The organism is Bradyrhizobium sp. sBnM-33, from assembly GCF_032917945.1.
Taxonomy (GTDB): Bacteria; Pseudomonadota; Alphaproteobacteria; order Rhizobiales; family Xanthobacteraceae; genus Bradyrhizobium.
Window position 1 is genome coordinate 6,641,756 of record NZ_CP136624.1, and the last position, 13,780, is coordinate 6,655,535.

General features: G+C 60.2%; 23 protein-coding genes. 12 read left to right on the forward strand and 11 right to left on the reverse strand.

Annotation, left to right across the window (positions count from 1 at the left end; translation table 11 throughout):
• Positions 1–41: 41 nt before the first annotated feature.
• Together RX328_RS31395 and RX328_RS31400 are read right to left on the reverse strand one after the other, a co-directional pair.
• Positions 42–497, reverse strand: a complete 456-nt coding sequence (locus RX328_RS31395; RefSeq protein ID WP_213252352.1) for a host attachment family protein — start codon at positions 495–497, stop codon at positions 42–44.
• Positions 498–685: 188 nt separating this feature from the next.
• On the reverse strand, positions 686–1,567 hold the full coding sequence (locus tag RX328_RS31400) for a DUF1236 domain-containing protein (RefSeq protein ID WP_213252353.1): 882 nt from the start codon (positions 1,565–1,567) through the stop codon (positions 686–688).
• A gap of 468 nt (positions 1,568–2,035) precedes the next feature.
• Between RX328_RS31400 and RX328_RS31405 the strand changes: the two genes are divergently transcribed.
• Complete coding sequence (locus tag RX328_RS31405) at positions 2,036–2,371, forward strand: hypothetical protein (protein WP_213252354.1); 336 nt, start codon at positions 2,036–2,038, stop codon at positions 2,369–2,371.
• A gap of 128 nt (positions 2,372–2,499) precedes the next feature.
• Positions 2,500–2,931 carry a CBS domain-containing protein gene (locus RX328_RS31410; RefSeq protein ID WP_213252355.1) on the forward strand — a complete coding sequence of 144 codons (432 nt, stop codon included), beginning with the start codon at positions 2,500–2,502 and terminating at the stop codon, positions 2,929–2,931.
• A 497-nt stretch (positions 2,932–3,428) separates the two neighbouring features.
• Here the strand turns inward: RX328_RS31410 and RX328_RS31415 are convergent, their stop codons facing one another.
• The gene (locus tag RX328_RS31415; protein ID WP_213252356.1) at positions 3,429–3,671 is read right to left on the reverse strand and encodes a DUF6496 domain-containing protein; all 243 of its coding nucleotides are present in this window, start codon (positions 3,669–3,671) and stop codon (positions 3,429–3,431) included.
• A 747-nt stretch (positions 3,672–4,418) separates the two neighbouring features.
• Between RX328_RS31415 and RX328_RS31420 the strand changes: the two genes are divergently transcribed.
• From RX328_RS31420 to RX328_RS31430, 3 genes are all read left to right on the forward strand, one after another.
• Complete coding sequence (locus RX328_RS31420; protein WP_213252357.1) at positions 4,419–4,730, forward strand: hypothetical protein; 312 nt, start codon at positions 4,419–4,421, stop codon at positions 4,728–4,730.
• Between the two features lie 235 nt (positions 4,731–4,965).
• Positions 4,966–5,688, forward strand: a complete 723-nt coding sequence (locus RX328_RS31425) for a DUF72 domain-containing protein (RefSeq protein WP_213252358.1) — start codon at positions 4,966–4,968, stop codon at positions 5,686–5,688.
• An 87-nt stretch (positions 5,689–5,775) separates the two neighbouring features.
• Positions 5,776–7,314: an FAD-dependent oxidoreductase gene (locus RX328_RS31430; protein ID WP_213252359.1), complete on the forward strand. Its 1,539-nt coding sequence runs from the start codon at positions 5,776–5,778 to the stop codon at positions 7,312–7,314.
• Positions 7,315–7,329: 15 nt separating this feature from the next.
• Here the strand turns inward: RX328_RS31430 and RX328_RS31435 are convergent, their stop codons facing one another.
• Positions 7,330–8,241, reverse strand: a complete 912-nt coding sequence (locus RX328_RS31435) for an NAD(P)/FAD-dependent oxidoreductase (RefSeq protein WP_213252360.1) — start codon at positions 8,239–8,241, stop codon at positions 7,330–7,332.
• Between the two features lie 159 nt (positions 8,242–8,400).
• Between RX328_RS31435 and RX328_RS31440 the strand changes: the two genes are divergently transcribed.
• Both RX328_RS31440 and RX328_RS31445 read left to right on the forward strand, forming a co-directional pair.
• Positions 8,401–8,580 (forward strand): CsbD family protein, encoded by a 180-nt coding sequence (locus tag RX328_RS31440; protein ID WP_213252361.1) that lies wholly within the window; start codon positions 8,401–8,403, stop codon positions 8,578–8,580.
• 50 nt (positions 8,581–8,630) lie between these two features.
• Complete coding sequence (locus RX328_RS31445) at positions 8,631–9,488, forward strand: SDR family oxidoreductase (RefSeq protein WP_213252362.1); 858 nt, start codon at positions 8,631–8,633, stop codon at positions 9,486–9,488.
• Between the two features lie 36 nt (positions 9,489–9,524).
• Here RX328_RS31445 and RX328_RS31450 read toward each other — a convergent pair whose 3' ends face one another.
• On the reverse strand, positions 9,525–9,824 hold the full coding sequence (locus RX328_RS31450) for a hypothetical protein (protein WP_317258545.1): 300 nt from the start codon (positions 9,822–9,824) through the stop codon (positions 9,525–9,527).
• On the reverse strand, positions 9,821–10,114 hold the full coding sequence (locus tag RX328_RS31455) for a hypothetical protein (RefSeq protein WP_249726509.1): 294 nt from the start codon (positions 10,112–10,114) through the stop codon (positions 9,821–9,823). The genes RX328_RS31450 and RX328_RS31455 overlap by 4 nt, the downstream gene beginning before the upstream one ends.
• 158 nt (positions 10,115–10,272) lie before the next feature.
• On the opposite strand from RX328_RS31455, the gene RX328_RS31460 reads away from it, so the two are divergent.
• Positions 10,273–10,443 carry a hypothetical protein gene (locus RX328_RS31460; RefSeq protein WP_213252363.1) on the forward strand — a complete coding sequence of 57 codons (171 nt, stop codon included), beginning with the start codon at positions 10,273–10,275 and terminating at the stop codon, positions 10,441–10,443.
• A gap of 139 nt (positions 10,444–10,582) precedes the next feature.
• Complete coding sequence (locus tag RX328_RS31465) at positions 10,583–10,825, forward strand: hypothetical protein (protein WP_213252364.1); 243 nt, start codon at positions 10,583–10,585, stop codon at positions 10,823–10,825.
• 51 nt (positions 10,826–10,876) lie between these two features.
• Here RX328_RS31465 and RX328_RS31470 read toward each other — a convergent pair whose 3' ends face one another.
• The 3 genes from RX328_RS31470 to RX328_RS31480 form a co-directional block, all read right to left on the reverse strand.
• Positions 10,877–11,113, reverse strand: coding sequence for a hypothetical protein (locus tag RX328_RS31470; RefSeq protein WP_057847844.1), 237 nt, complete (start codon positions 11,111–11,113; stop codon positions 10,877–10,879).
• Positions 11,114–11,194: 81 nt separating this feature from the next.
• Positions 11,195–11,380 carry a hypothetical protein gene (locus RX328_RS31475; protein ID WP_213252411.1) on the reverse strand — a complete coding sequence of 62 codons (186 nt, stop codon included), beginning with the start codon at positions 11,378–11,380 and terminating at the stop codon, positions 11,195–11,197.
• A gap of 49 nt (positions 11,381–11,429) precedes the next feature.
• Positions 11,430–11,585 (reverse strand): hypothetical protein, encoded by a 156-nt coding sequence (locus RX328_RS31480; RefSeq protein ID WP_213252365.1) that lies wholly within the window; start codon positions 11,583–11,585, stop codon positions 11,430–11,432.
• A 446-nt stretch (positions 11,586–12,031) separates the two neighbouring features.
• Between RX328_RS31480 and RX328_RS31485 the strand changes: the two genes are divergently transcribed.
• On the forward strand, positions 12,032–12,259 hold the full coding sequence (locus RX328_RS31485; RefSeq protein WP_213252366.1) for a DUF2188 domain-containing protein: 228 nt from the start codon (positions 12,032–12,034) through the stop codon (positions 12,257–12,259).
• 187 nt (positions 12,260–12,446) lie between these two features.
• Here RX328_RS31485 and RX328_RS31490 read toward each other — a convergent pair whose 3' ends face one another.
• Entirely contained in the window at positions 12,447–12,596 is a 150-nt protein-coding gene (locus RX328_RS31490; RefSeq protein ID WP_213252367.1) for a hypothetical protein, read from the reverse strand.
• 28 nt (positions 12,597–12,624) lie between these two features.
• Positions 12,625–12,969: a cupin domain-containing protein gene (locus tag RX328_RS31495; protein ID WP_213252368.1), complete on the reverse strand. Its 345-nt coding sequence runs from the start codon at positions 12,967–12,969 to the stop codon at positions 12,625–12,627.
• 160 nt (positions 12,970–13,129) lie between these two features.
• Between RX328_RS31495 and RX328_RS31500 the strand changes: the two genes are divergently transcribed.
• Both RX328_RS31500 and RX328_RS31505 read left to right on the forward strand, forming a co-directional pair.
• Entirely contained in the window at positions 13,130–13,357 is a 228-nt protein-coding gene (locus tag RX328_RS31500; protein ID WP_213252369.1) for a hypothetical protein, read from the forward strand.
• Between the two features lie 200 nt (positions 13,358–13,557).
• Entirely contained in the window at positions 13,558–13,770 is a 213-nt protein-coding gene (locus RX328_RS31505) for a hypothetical protein (protein WP_213252370.1), read from the forward strand.
• The last annotated feature ends 10 nt before the right edge of the window (positions 13,771–13,780 follow it).

A 13,780-nucleotide genomic window follows, 5' to 3' on the forward strand; every position in this document is an offset into this window, starting at 1 on the left:
CCTGAACTGCGGCCGCCGCGAGATGCGGCGGCTGTGAGCGGCTAAGCCGCCATCAGCCTTTCGATATCGGGGATCGGATGGGAAGTTAATTGCTTCGGAATCTCGCCTACGATCCGCTCTGCCACTTCAGCATGATAAGCCTGTCGCAGATTGCCCAGAACTTTCGCGGGCGCAACTACAACCAATTTGTCGAAGCGATTGCCGTGGGCAAGACGATAGAGCGCATCGGCAATGGTGCCAGCGAACCGCTCTTCGGCGATATAATGCCAGTCGGCTTGCTCCATTGCGCTTCGCGCCGTGCCGACACTCTGGATGGACCGCCCGGGACGATCGGTTCCCTGCTCGCGCGTCGCCGGATTTTCCTGCTCGAGCACGTGCTCCACCTCCAGACTGAGCTGCTGCGGGGTGCCTTTGTTGCGTAGAAAGAGGGCCTTTTGGCCGTCGCCGATGAGAACGAGCGTGTTGTGAGGAATGCGGGGTTTGGTTTCGGTGGCCATTTATCGTTGCTCCATGTGGGCCAACGCACGAGCCGCCGCGAGGTTGCCTGCGGAGCAATGAAACCTCGCAGCCGGCCTGGTGGGTCCCACGTTACACTCACATCGAAAGTCAGGAAAAGCACCATGATCGTTCGCGGCGATACGCGACGGAGAGAGGCGGCCTTCGGACCGCCTCTCTCCCTTAGATATCAGTCTTCGATTTCCTCGATGATCCGGCGCTCGCCGGGCTCGATGATATACATCCGATCATCTCGCTCAATGTAGCGATACTCACGCAGCCGCGGAGATTCCCGATATACCTCGTCCGGGAACGATCTTATCTCGACCGAGTCCGGCAAGCGGTCGCCGACGCGCACGCGCGTGGAAGCGGCGCTGCCCGTGGTGCGCTGCTCGGTTCTGGTCGAACGCTGCTCCGTCCTCGACGAACGCGCGTGTTTGCGGATAACCGCCCTGTCGCTGTCCGAGAAGGTCTGCTTGCGCGGTGCCGGGGCCGCCGCGGTCGATTGGCCGCCCCGCGGCAGCACGTCGACAATCTTGTAGGTCGCGGGATCGACGATCACGATGTCCTCGCGAACCAGGATGAAGTTATAGCCGCGGTATTGCGGCATCACTTCGACAACTTCAGCCGGCAGCGGCTCGAAATGCACATCGCGGGGGACGACGGTGCCCACCGACAATGAGAAGTTCGCATTGGTTACCGGCTTGACGTTCAGCCGGCTGATTGACGTGCTCACGCGGGTACGCTGACTTTCCGATAGATTGGCCGAGACGTTGACGTTTGTCTGCGACTGCGCGGTGTTGGTCTGCGCGTTCGAAGGCTGAGCCGCCGTATTGGTCGAAGGCTGCGCAGTCCCGCTCTTCGTCGCATCGTTAGACGTATTGGCCGGACCGGTCGATTGTTGGGTGCTTGTCGACTGGTCGTTGGCCGGCGCCGCTGTGTTGGTCTGCGCCTGCGAGGGCTGCTGTGAAGACGAGCCCGGTTGCTGGGCAGATTGCGCCTGTGCTGGCTGCTGCGATGGTTGCTGAGCCTGCTGTTGCTGCTGCGCAGGCGGATTGGCTGAACTGCCCATCGGATCTCGCCTGAGACGCCGCGCCCGACTGATTCTGAGACGCCGCGCCAGGCTCGTTTGACTGGGCCTGCGGACGTGGCGAGTCTGTTGTGGCATTGGTCGGCGGTTTCCGCGCGTCCGACCTGTCGCTTTGGTTGTTCTGAGGTGTCGCAGGTGATGGCGCCGCCTTGGGAGGCTGGCTTTGCGCCGCCGGCGGGTTTGTTCTCTGCTGATCACTTGGCGATTGCGCGAAGGCGCTTGTGCCCAGCATTAGTGCGGTGATGGCGCCGCCTAACAGGCTTTGTTTCATGTTCCGCTCCTTGTTCCGTTCTTGGAAGATTGTGTGTTTTTAACGAATAACTCTGCATGGATACGCGCTGTTCCGGCCGACGGGTCTACCGGAACTTGCTCCTCATTGATTTAGCTCCCGGAACCAAAGTGGATGCGACGCTTTGAGCTCGCGGGCAGCATTCGAACGAGGAGGAACTTATGAGGAAGATTGCGATCGGCCTATTGGCCGGCGCGGGCGCGCTCCTGGCCAGCAGCGCAAATGCGTCTGACATCTACACTGAGAACGAATATTCGAACTCCGACCTGATACAGCAGGTTCGCATGGTCTGTGACGATGATGGGCGTTGCTATCGCACCCGCGGCCGCAGCCGCGTGATCGTTCGCGATTCATATGCTTATGCGCCGCGCGAGCGATATATCGAGCGTCGACACTACTATCGCGATCGCGATTGGGACGACGGGCCGCGGGCCGGCGTTGGTTTCCGGGCACCTGGCGTAAGCGTGGGCGTCGGCGTGGACAGCCACCGCTGGTAGGACAAACGAGGAGAGACTTCGGGCTCGTCTGAGGTCTCTCCACCGCTGTTGGAATTTCATGCACCCACTGGAACGGCGATCCGACATACCTGTTAGCGGGTGAAGAACCGGCAAGCGGAGAGGTTCACATGAAAGTTTCCGATGTGATGACACCCGAGGTTCAACTCTGCACTCCCGATGACACGTTAAGAGACGCCTCGCAGGCCATGGCGGCACTCGGTGTCGGGTTGCTCCCGGTAACGGACAATGAACGCCTGGTCGGCATGATCTCCGACCGCGATATCGCGATCCGCGGGATCGGCATGGGCCGAGGCCCGGAGGCGCGGGTCGGTGACGTGATGACGGCCGACGTCAAGTATTGCTACGAAGACCAGGATCTCGACGAGGTGTGCGCCAACATGGGTGACATCCAGGTCCGTCGCCTGCCCGTGCTCAATCGCGACAAGCGGCTCGTCGGCATCATTGCGCTGGGCGATATTGCGCTGGTGCAAGGCGGCAACGGGACGGGCGCGGCGTTAAGCCGAATTTCACGTCCCGGCGGGCAGCATGCGCAGGTTTGATCTGCGGGCCATTCCGTAGACGAGGGGACATGAATGGCTCTTGAAAAGAAGGCCGCCTCGTGACCGGTACGGCTCCGGAATTGGCGAGGCCATCGCGCGCTCCTGACCAGGATCGGGATAACGATCGACGTCATGGAGGCGAGGAGCTCTTGACCAAGTCGCAGGAACAAATTCCGCTCGGAATGTAGCCGTCGCGTTCCCGCCTCCAACGGTCAGCTGCCGCTGGCATGGCGCCGCTGTCCGTTTTTATGAGATCGCAGGAACCCCGCTCAGCCGCCCGCCGTTCTAAATCATTCGGGGCCGGGAAACGCCGGCGGAGCGGCGATGAGCGATGACACTGACATCCAGACCAACCTTCCCGCGGTACCGCAAGATCTCGCTGCCTCGAAATCTTGAGCGTTATCGATTTCGCGCGCTCGACGACTCCGGAGATGAATGGCTTGACGACTGGATGGTGGCCTATCCGGCCGCCGATCTAGCCCGGTCGGGCTGAGCCCTCAGGACTTCCGCCCGCGCTTCTTAGAACTCTTGCTCGAACGCTTCTTGCTCGACTTCTTGGGCACCTTGGCGCCCTCCCTTCTGGCTTCGGAGAGGCCGATTGCGATCGCCTGTTTTCTGCTCTTCACCTTCTTGCCCGATCGGCCGCTCTTCAACGTACCGGATTTGCGCTTCTTCATGGCGCGGCCGACTTTCTTCGATGCGCCCTTTGAATATTTTCGTTTCTTCGCTTTCTTCGCCATCTTGCTAGTCCTCGCTATTCAACAGTACGCACGGGACGCCGCGCTACCGGCGCTCCGTGCGACTCATGTCGGCAATCGACCTTCTAACTAATGCTTCCCGACGGTCGTTCCTGCTGCCATATCCTGCGCCATTTCGAGATGATGGCGCAGTGTCGGAAGCATCCCGTCCGCCCACTCCTTCAATTTTCGGATGACCCGTGACCTTTCGAGCAGCGAGCACTTTCTTTCTGTTGCCGGCTCACCGCAACAGCTCCGTATCAATCAGCGATACGCCCTCTGGTTCCTTTGCACGTTGCTTCGATCCCCACGGCAGGTTCGGCCGCGTCTCGCACTGCAGGAAATTCTCCTGCGTTTCGCGCCGCGTTGCCGCAAGGTATATGTCAGGGATCCGACAGACGATAACTCGTCGGCAGGTTAATCTCCGCAACGAGGTTAGCCAGATGCTCGCCGCCCTCCTACCCATCGAATGTCCGCGTTGCGTCAGATGTCTGACTCGAATGCGATTGGCCAACGTTGTCTCCGGCGCCGACCGTTCCGAAAAGCGAACCTTCGAATGCGCAAAATGTAACGCCACCGAAATCAGGTTCGTTGCAGATCCGCTCGATTCAGAAGAACTGAACCGCCTGACAGACAACATCAGGCCGCCGGCATGAACCTGACGCGGACTGTGATGCGGATCGGAGTGTCCTGCGCACTTGTGGCCTTCAGTGCGGTCGGCCTCTTGATCAGACATATGGCTTGAAGTGAATGACGTTGCTGCCCGCGATTTTTACCCTGGATATCGGCGGAAGACCCACCCTCGCTTTCGAAGCCAAGAACTTGCGGGAATCCCAGCAGCTCTGTCACGAGCATTGGCTGCGTGAGGACATAGCCGGCCTGATGTCGAACGGTGCACCTCTATGGGATGGCAAGGCGCGGCTCCGGGCCCGACGCTCGACCGAGAACGAAATCGCCATGTACCGGGAAGCCGCACGGGATGCCGCGCAGCCGCAGGAAGAGTTGCTGCTGGCCTTTCTCGTGGAACTGGACGACCTAGAAGAGGCGCCGGACCGCGCCTGACATTCACTCAGGTCTCATTTTCGAATGGCCGCAACCACTCCTCTGCAGTCACCTCTGCCGTCCTGTTCCTCACGCCGATCAGATGCCGGAACAACTCAGCCTCGCCGATCATTCTCATCATCAACTGATGCGGAGGGCTTTGGAATGAAAACGCTGGCGCGGCATCGCAACGGCGACGTTTGCCGCGAGCACGAGAAGGACGGCTGCACCAAGGTCGTCCTGAAGCCGTGATGCCATGCCGCGCGTCCTGATCGGCACGTCGGGTTGGCACTACGATTCCTGGCGCGGACCGTTTTTTCCCAAGGGACTGCCGCTCAAGGAGCAATTGAAATTTTACGCCGGTCAATTCCCGACCACCGAATTGAACGGGGTGTTTTACCGGACGCCGACGCCGGAGGCGGTAAAGGGCTGGCGTGCGCAGACAGGAAGCGATTTCGTATTCGCCTGGAAGGCATCCAAGTTCATCACGCATTGGAAGCGGCTCTCGGAGAATTCGGTCAACAGCCTCGAGCTACTCGAAAGCCGGCTCTCCCTGCTCGGCAGGAAGGCGGGGCCGGTGCTGTTTCAGCTACCACCGAATTTCCAGGCCAACGCCGACCGGCTTGCCTCGTTCTTCAAGCTGCTCTCGAGGAAGCGCCGGTACAGCTTCGAATTCAGGCATCCGAGTTGGTACGAGCCCAGCATCACCCGGCTGCTGCGCGAGCAAAACATCTCGCTTTGCATTTCCGACCATCATGACGCGCCGGCACCATGGAAGCGCACCGCCGATTTCGTCTACGTCCGCGGGCATGGGCCCGGCGGCCGCTACAAGGACCACTATGGCGAGGCCGCCCTTGCTGATTGGGCCCGTCGCATCAAGTCCTGGAAAAGGCAGGGCTGCGACGTCTTCGTCTATTTCGACAACGACCAGAAGAGCGCCGCGCCGGCCGATGCCCGGCGCCTGATCGAGCTAATGTGACACGCCTGATCGCGGTAAAGCCCGGGAACCAAGGCGTCGATCTGTCGTTGGCCCTTTGAACTATTTTTCTGGTTATCGGGTTTTCGGATGAGCCATTTCGCCGATCGCCGCAGCAGGTCGCTGTGGATGGACGTTGTGGTCGCCCCCAATGCAGCACCGCTGCAGGGCGACAGGGAATGCGACGTCGTCGTCATTGGCGCTGGCATCGCAGGAATCTCCACCGCATACGAACTCGCGATCGAAGGCTCACGCGTCATGGTGATCGATCGCGGTGATATCGCCGGCGGCATGACGGCGCGAACCACGGCGCATCTCGGCTCACCGTGCGACGATCTGATCTCAGCGATGATCGGAATCCGCGGCGCAGAACTTTCGCGTCTGTTCAATGAAAGCCAGGCGGCTGCGATCGATCGCATCGAGGAGGTGCAGAACAAGGAATCCATCGATTGCGATTTCCGTCGGCTCGACGGCTATCTCTTTCAGGCGCTCAATACCGATTCGAAAATCATCGAGGACGAACTTGAAGCGGCCCGCAAGGTTGGCGTGCCCGCCCATCGGCTGGTCGGCGTCCCCTTCTCTCACTGCGAGCAACAACACGTGTTGCGCTACCCGCGGCAGGGTACGTTTCATCCTCTCAAATATCTCAAGGGGATTGCCGCGATCATCGAAGCGAAGGGCGGGACGTTCCACGCCGGAACGGTGGTCGAGTCCATCGAGGAGCGTGACGATGGCAAGGTGGTCGTCTCAACCGGCGGGGCCAAAGTCGTTGCCGGCGCGGCGGTCGTGGCGACGAACTCACCGATCGTGGATCGATTTGCCCTGCACACCAAGATGGCGCCCTATCGCACCTATGCAATGGCATTCTCGATCCGGAAGGGAACGGTCCCGGACGCGCTGTATTGGGACACGCTAGATCCCTATCATTACGTGCGGCTGCAGCCCGGCGAGGATCAGGCCGATTATCTCATTGTCGGCGGTGAAGATCACAAGAGTGGTGAAGCCGACGATGCCGAGATGCGTTTTCAGGCCCTCGAAGCCTGGACGCGCAACCTTATCCCTGACGTCCAGGAGGCTACCCACCGCTGGTCGGGGCAAGTTCTCGAGACCATCGACTATGCGGGTTTCATCGGCAGGAATCCGGGGAACGAGAATATCTATGTGCACACCGGCGATTCCGGCCAGGGCATGACACACGGAGTGGCGGGCGCCATGATCAACGCAGCATTGATCCTGGGCCGCGACGCCAAATGGGCCGAGGTCTACCAGCCGTCGCGCAAGACCCCTGCCGCCATCGGTAATTTCCTGAAAGAGAACCTGACCCCGGTGAAGAATTTCGCCGAATATCTCGCGCCGGGCGAATTAAATTCGGTGAGCGACTTGAGGGCCGGACACGGCGCCATCATACGGCACGGCCTCAGCAAGATCGCCGCCTATCGCGATTCTTCTGGCCAACTCTATACCCGTTCGGCCGCTTGCACGCATGTCGGCTGCCACCTGCACTGGAATTCGTTCGAGACATGCTGGGACTGCCCGTGCCACGGATCTCATTTCGCCATCGATGGGACGCCACTCAACGCTCCCGCGGTCGGCCCGCTGGCCGAGGTTGACATCGAGGATCAACCATAAACTCCCGGGTTGCCATCAGCGGAAATTGCGCGGCAGGCTGTTGTGGATATCGGTGGCGGCGACGGCCGCGTGACCTGTTGCGACCGCGATCTGGTGCAGGTCTGAAACGGCATCTCCGACGGCGTACAATCCCGGCACATTCGTGCGTTGATGTGCATCGACTTCGAGACAGCCGGTATCGTTGTGGCGGGCACCGAGTTTCCGTCCCAACTCGGAGCGCACTTCACAGCCCAAGACCGGATAGATCACGTCGAAACCTTCGACCGTTCCATCGCTCAGCGACACGATCATTTGCTTGTCCTGCCTGCGGAAGCCTACCGCGCGGGCCTTGGGCAAGCGAATGCCTGCTTCCGACAACTCGCGGGAGAGCGGCTCGCCGCAGTCCTTGCCGTCCAGCGTCAGCAGCGTGACCTGTCTGGAATAGGTGCGCAGAAACAGCGCTTTTGTGCCCGCGTCATCGGCGCTGCCCAACACACCGATACGCAGGTCAGATGCCTCGAACCCGTCGCATATCGGACAGTATCGAACCAGCCCATAGCCTACGGCCTCTCGCAGATCGGGATCGCCGAGGTCGCGATCGACCAATCCGCTTGCCATCACGGCCCGCCTTGCTCCGATGATTCCCCGGGAATATCTCGCCTCGAACCCGCCCTCAACGCGTTGCAGTTCCGCAATCCAGTCACCGATGATCTCGACGCCGTAGGTCTTTGCCTGCGAGGTGAGCGCCTCAAGCAGGCTTGTGCCGGCAATTCCATCCGCGAAGCCCGGATAGTTGTGCGTCTCCGGAATCAGCGCTGCCCGGCTTTTCCCGCTATCGACGACGACGACTTTGCGCCGATATCGCGCCAGATAGATCGCGCAGGTCAACCCCGCCGGTCCACCGCCGACGATCAGCGCATCAAGATCTCCGGGTTCAACTTCTGGCATTCCTTCACCGCTCTCCCTGGCGAACCAAGCGCGATGAGTATCGCAACGTTCCTACGCGCCGGTTGCGAGGGGGACATCGGCATGGCTGAGCGCACAGGAACGAAGGCGGCGGTCGGACATTGACTTGGACCAGACCCCACCACAGCGCAGGTCACGATTATGGGTACCATTAAACGGACGACCCGCCGAGTTGCGGGGAAGACCAAGGAAGTCATCGCCGAAGTCGTCGGCGACGGTAAGTTGCAAGAGGAAGCTAAGGCGGAACAGCGCAAGAGCGAGGATGAGGATAAGGAACCCAGCGAGCTCAATCCGTTGGGAAACCTCCACCGCCTCACCTAACCGCGGCACCAGGGCTGCGGCGCCGGCGACGCTTTTAGGAGAGAGATACAATGCTGCACTATCCGCGGCCACCTTTTCCCAGCCAGCATCAGCCGATGCCGGGCACGACCGGCGCGATGAATCCGCTGCCTGATCATGGCGAAACTTCCTACAAGGGCAACGGCCGGCTCAACGGCAAAAAGGCGGTCATCACCGGGGGTGATAGCGGCATCGGCCGCGCGGTCGCTATTGCGTTCGCCAGGGAGGGAGCCGACATCTTGATCTCCTATCTCGAGGAGCACGAGGATGCTCGCGAAACCGAACGGCTGGTGACGGAAGCAGGCCGCAAGGCCGTTCTTGTTTCGGGCGACATCCAGCACCCCGATCACTGCCGCGCCGTGATTGCCAAGGCCGTCTCCGAGCTCGGCAGCATCGACATTCTAGTCAACAACGCCGCACATCAGGCCAGCTTCAAGTCCATCGAGGATATCAGCGACGAGGAATGGGAGTTGACCTTCAAGGTCAACATCCATGCGATGTTCTATCTCACCAAGGCGGCCGTACCCCTTATGAAACCGGGAAGCTGCATCATCAACACCGCATCGATCAATTCGGATGTGCCCAACCCTAGCCTGCTGGCCTATGCGACGACCAAGGGAGCGATCCACAATTTCACGGCAGGGCTGGCGCAGATGCTGGCCGAGAAGGGCATCCGCGCCAATGCGGTCGCGCCCGGGCCGATCTGGACGCCGCTCATTCCCTCTACCCTGCCGGAAGAGTCCGTGGAGAACTTCGGCAAACAGGTTCCGATGCAGCGGCCCGGGCAGCCCGTCGAACTGGCTACCGCCTACGTCATGCTGGCCGATCCGCTGTCCAGCTACGTCTCCGGCGCGACGATTGCGGTTACCGGTGGAAAGCCGTTCCTGTAACGAACGAACCGGCTGACTGCGGCAGCCGAGGCCGCGCTAGCTGCGACTGGCAGCTTGCATGCGATCACGCAGATACTGAACGAGAACGAGCGTCTTTGCGTCAACGATTTTCCCATTTGCGACCATCGCAGCAGCCTGCTCCAGGGTGATCTCGACCACCTCAATATCTTCCCCCTCTTCCTTGAGCCCGCCACCGCCGGACACCTTGTCTGCTGGCGAATAGGCGCAGGTAAAGAACACGATCTTTTCCATGATCGCGGCGGGACTCGCGTAGAGCTCGAACAGCCGTTCCAACTTCGATACCTTGTAACCAAGTTCCTCCCGCATCTCTTTCACAATGCGCCGTTCGGCCTCCTCGCCATCGAGCTTGCCGGCGCACCTTCTACGGTTCGCTCCGTGCCGTCCTGCAAAAATATCGGCAGCCGAAATTGCCGGGTGAGCAGCACAGTCTTGCGATCGGGATCGTAGGGCAGAATGACGGCTGAATTGCCGTTATCGTAAACTTCGCGCTGGCGCTGTTGTCGTTCGCCGTCACGCCTGCGCTGTTCGTAGCTCACGCGGATCAGCTTTCCCTTGCCCTGAGCAATGGTCTCGACCTCACATATGCGCACGGTCTCGCCGTCCATTTTCATGGGTTCTAAACGCCGGTGATCAGACTCCGATCCATTCGGGTAAGCGAACAGCAGCTACTCCGCGGCGGCTGTTGCCAACGCACGCCCCATCCCCATGCACGGACCGGAACGCGCCTCCATCCTTCACGTTAGTCAAGGAAAAGGAGGTCGCCATGGTCCTGAATGCCCATACTGATCCGATGACGGAAGAGCAGAGGAAGGAAACCAAGCGCCTCTGCGACGCCGCTGACATTCCCGACAAGTCCGGTGAATTGCTGACTCGGTCGGGTGCCCAGCAGATGATCGAGGAGCTTCGGCGGAAAGCCGCAGAGCAGCGGGCATGATATGAGGATCGAGCCTGCCGGCTACGTTACGCACGGACCAGACGAATGCCGCCATCCGCGGATAACGGCATTCGCAAGGGACTAACGGCCGCCGGGTTGCGGGCCGGTAACGTTGCTGGTGCCAGGTCCAACATTTCCCATGCTGGACGGGGCGCTGCTGGACGAGCTTCTGGCCTTCATTTTGCCGGTAGCCGTCCCCGTCGTCATTCCCTTTTTCATGTGGGTGTGTTTTGTCGTGCTCTTGGTAGCGCCGGGGCCAACGTTGCCTTGGCTTGATGCGCCAGGGGCCGGCTGCATTTGCGCGAACGCGCCGCCAGTCGATACCAACAAGGCGCATGTGCAAGCCAGGATCGTTTTCTTCATGGGAAACTCCTTTGGTTGAAGCGATTCTTCAACCAGCGCTTGCGCAAAGCGTTCCGATACGAACGCACCGTCAGGCCGAGGCAAGCACCGGATGTTCGGACTGCTGCCTCCTGAATTGCTGATAGGCCGCGATTGCCTTGTTGGCCAGCATCAACCGCCGCCGCTCGCCACGCCGCACCATCAATTCTATCGTATCGCTGAGGAAGCGGCCCGCCACCATCGCATCGCCCAGCTCTCCCGTACGCTCGAGATAGTCCCAGGCGATTTCGATCGAACTCTCTATCAACAGGGGCAGCGGTTCCGTCATCTTCGCGTCCAAGCATTTTTGGGAGAACGCCCGGCTGCAATCTCCGTTCCTGCAGCAGCGGAGGCGGCCGTCGCGGATGCGTCACGGTCCTCCGGCAACAGCTCCCGCAATCACCATCGTCAGGTCGTCCAGATCGATCTTGCCCTTGACGACGAGGCCTTCGGAGTCATCGATGCTCAGCGACTGCGGATTATTCGCCGCTTGCCGTTTCAGCTCAGCAACGATCGCTTCCCTCAATTTCTCTTCAAGCATCTGCCGCATCTCCATCCATCCCGTAGCGCGTGGCCAATTCTACGGCGTCATAGACGCAGTAAGGCTAATGGGTGTTGGTCTCACGCCATTTTTCCAAGTCTACTTTCGATGACGACCGTTGCTCCTTCTCCGGCTTCTCCTTCCACGGTTTGTCGGTCTGCTTGTGCGATCCCCAGTCGGTCTGCTGGCGCGGATCATCGGTGGGCTTTTCCTTGCTCATTGGGACACCTCCAGAATTGGAAGCGGAAAGCACGGGACTTAGTTCCGATAAATCGGTGAACTCTGGGTTCCAACGTCCAGAACCGTGCAGACAGGTAAGGTTCCCGCCTCCTAATCTTTCCAAATGGATAGGAAAAAGATCGAGGATCGGGCCCAGCCGGACCTGCATATCGAAGCGCTGACAGCGCTCGAGCAAGCACGGGCCATGCCTCATGGTCCTGCACGAAGCGAAGCTTTGAAGCGCGCAGGTCTCTTGCAAAACGCGGCCGACCTGCAGGGACTGACATTTGCCAAGCGTGGACGTCCTCCGAAAGACTGACCGATCCTTCACAGCAGGATCCCCCGAGACCCGGCAAACAGCGCACGTGACGCCCTGCTAAGCGGTCCACCCGATCGGAACCGGGCAACGGTCTCCACGTTGGCCTTGCGAACAGCAAGGAGGCTCCGATGGGATTGGCTGAATACATGATCGTCTCCGAGCCGGACGGGTGGACGGTCCTCCATGACGGGAATGCGCCGCATAGATACGACACGAAGGAAGCAGCCTTCGAAGCGGCCGTCGCCGCGGCGTCGCTGGCGATGCGCCAGGGGCACGAGATTCATATCGGCGTCCCCGGTCGCGACGGCGGCTACAAAGCCCCACTCGGCGCCGAGGACTCGCAAGGCGTGCAGTGAATGCGGTCCCCCGCCCAGCCCAGGCGGATATAGAGTTGTAGCGGATGGGCGAAGCGACATCCGGGACAGGTAGCCCGAGACAACCCGGATGTCGCGGAGCTTGTCATCGGGCGTGTACTCGCGCGCCCTGTTGGCATCCGCGCAACGAAGATACTACTGTCATGTTAGAGAAGCGAATTTTCCGGCTTCAGCCCTGGTTTTCCCGATACCGCTGCTTCACGATTTCATCGCCGGCCCGCGTCGCGGCCCTATTGCGATAATGATAACTCAGCGTCCCATAGATCAGCGCGGTAAGAAGCACGAACGCTCCGATAAAATAGACTGCTTCGAGTCCCATCACGTTCTCCCAAAAACTTGTTGTATGACTACGCTTTTACTTCGTCGCGGCCATGCACTTGCGCGGGCGGCGCGGTCGCCTCCACGGCCGTAAATGGCTCAAGAATGCGATAGCTGTGTTCAGCATGCGCGGGCACCAGCCAAGAGTCGCCTGGCTCCAGCCTTATCGTCTGACCCTCGATAACAAGTTCGGCACGTCCCTTCATGACGTAACCGACCGTTTCGTAATCTCTCGGTTCGGACACGTCGGTTTGCGGCTGTTCGTTTTCCCATAACCGCATCGAGAGCCGTTTGCCGGAAACGAGATAGGTTTGACCCATCGTCCCCTTGGGTGCGGTTTTGCTGGATACCTTTTTGACGGTGCTGTCGCTCATCTGCCGCTCCATCTCGCTTCACCTGGAGTCAATTGGGCGTGGCACTGCCGGTTCCACTTAATGCTTCAATTTAACGGCGCCTCCTGACGGACGCAGGAGGAACCTGGTTCTCCGGTCCGCGTTTCCGCACGTGCGGATCGATGGAAGTCGGGAGGATTTTGTGGACGACTTCAGGGACATTCAACACGGCGTCAACGATCCCGTTGGTGGCCTCGACGTAAAGCGAAAGTTCAAGGACAATCAGACCGAGCACGAACGCGCCCAAACCGCGGCGGACGTTCGCGCCAGCGCCGTTGCCGCTCCGGACGAAAAGTTCCTGCCGGAAGCCTTGAGGCGCCGGCCAACGGGTCCGCTCAACCCACGGACCGGTCGTCGTCCTGCTCCGTAAGCAGATTCCACTCTATCTGGGTAGTTCGCCGGCCGAAAAGTCAGCAAATGCGGACGCGCATTTCGTTACGGAGCAAGGGAACCGGCCCGATCGTCAAAAACAAGATCGTGATAGGTGACGTAGACCACATGCGCGCGTGACCGTTGGCCGTAATGCGGTGGTGGCAAGCCACACTGCATATCGAGCCAACGGAGTTTTCCATGAAGCATTTGTTGATTTCCGGATTCGTGGCAGTCGCCCTGCTCGCTGTCGCAACCACATTGCGTTCATACTCAATTTCCAGTGACCGTTCTGCCTTGACCACCGGCGTGGCACCGTCGAAGACGACGGCGGCCGCCGCAGGCGTCAACAAGCTTCCCACCGAGGATTTCGAGGATATGTCGCTGGTGTTTTCGGCGCCCGCGAAACATTGACGACATCGCG

Bases quoted from the DNA above. Each gene is read 5' to 3' on its own strand.
- RX328_RS31395 (WP_213252352.1), bottom strand. From the start codon at position 497: ATGGCCACCGAAACCAAACCCCGCATTCCTCACAACACGCTCGTTCTC.
- RX328_RS31400 (WP_213252353.1), bottom strand. From the start codon at position 1,567: ATGGGCAGTTCAGCCAATCCGCCTGCGCAGCAGCAACAGCAGGCTCAG.
- RX328_RS31405 (WP_213252354.1), top strand. From the start codon at position 2,036: ATGAGGAAGATTGCGATCGGCCTATTGGCCGGCGCGGGCGCGCTCCTG.
- RX328_RS31410 (WP_213252355.1), top strand. From the start codon at position 2,500: ATGAAAGTTTCCGATGTGATGACACCCGAGGTTCAACTCTGCACTCCC.
- RX328_RS31415 (WP_213252356.1), bottom strand. From the start codon at position 3,671: ATGGCGAAGAAAGCGAAGAAACGAAAATATTCAAAGGGCGCATCGAAG.
- RX328_RS31420 (WP_213252357.1), top strand. From the start codon at position 4,419: ATGACGTTGCTGCCCGCGATTTTTACCCTGGATATCGGCGGAAGACCC.
- RX328_RS31425 (WP_213252358.1), top strand. From the start codon at position 4,966: ATGCCGCGCGTCCTGATCGGCACGTCGGGTTGGCACTACGATTCCTGG.
- RX328_RS31430 (WP_213252359.1), top strand. From the start codon at position 5,776: ATGAGCCATTTCGCCGATCGCCGCAGCAGGTCGCTGTGGATGGACGTT.
- RX328_RS31435 (WP_213252360.1), bottom strand. From the start codon at position 8,241: ATGCCAGAAGTTGAACCCGGAGATCTTGATGCGCTGATCGTCGGCGGT.
- RX328_RS31440 (WP_213252361.1), top strand. From the start codon at position 8,401: ATGGGTACCATTAAACGGACGACCCGCCGAGTTGCGGGGAAGACCAAG.
- RX328_RS31445 (WP_213252362.1), top strand. From the start codon at position 8,631: ATGCTGCACTATCCGCGGCCACCTTTTCCCAGCCAGCATCAGCCGATG.
- RX328_RS31455 (WP_249726509.1), bottom strand. From the start codon at position 10,114: ATGGACGGCGAGACCGTGCGCATATGTGAGGTCGAGACCATTGCTCAG.
- RX328_RS31460 (WP_213252363.1), top strand. From the start codon at position 10,273: ATGGTCCTGAATGCCCATACTGATCCGATGACGGAAGAGCAGAGGAAG.
- RX328_RS31465 (WP_213252364.1), top strand. From the start codon at position 10,583: ATGCTGGACGGGGCGCTGCTGGACGAGCTTCTGGCCTTCATTTTGCCG.
- RX328_RS31470 (WP_057847844.1), bottom strand. From the start codon at position 11,113: ATGACGGAACCGCTGCCCCTGTTGATAGAGAGTTCGATCGAAATCGCC.
- RX328_RS31475 (WP_213252411.1), bottom strand. From the start codon at position 11,380: ATGGAGATGCGGCAGATGCTTGAAGAGAAATTGAGGGAAGCGATCGTT.
- RX328_RS31480 (WP_213252365.1), bottom strand. From the start codon at position 11,585: ATGAGCAAGGAAAAGCCCACCGATGATCCGCGCCAGCAGACCGACTGG.
- RX328_RS31485 (WP_213252366.1), top strand. From the start codon at position 12,032: ATGGGATTGGCTGAATACATGATCGTCTCCGAGCCGGACGGGTGGACG.
- RX328_RS31490 (WP_213252367.1), bottom strand. From the start codon at position 12,596: ATGGGACTCGAAGCAGTCTATTTTATCGGAGCGTTCGTGCTTCTTACC.
- RX328_RS31495 (WP_213252368.1), bottom strand. From the start codon at position 12,969: ATGAGCGACAGCACCGTCAAAAAGGTATCCAGCAAAACCGCACCCAAG.
- RX328_RS31505 (WP_213252370.1), top strand. From the start codon at position 13,558: ATGAAGCATTTGTTGATTTCCGGATTCGTGGCAGTCGCCCTGCTCGCT.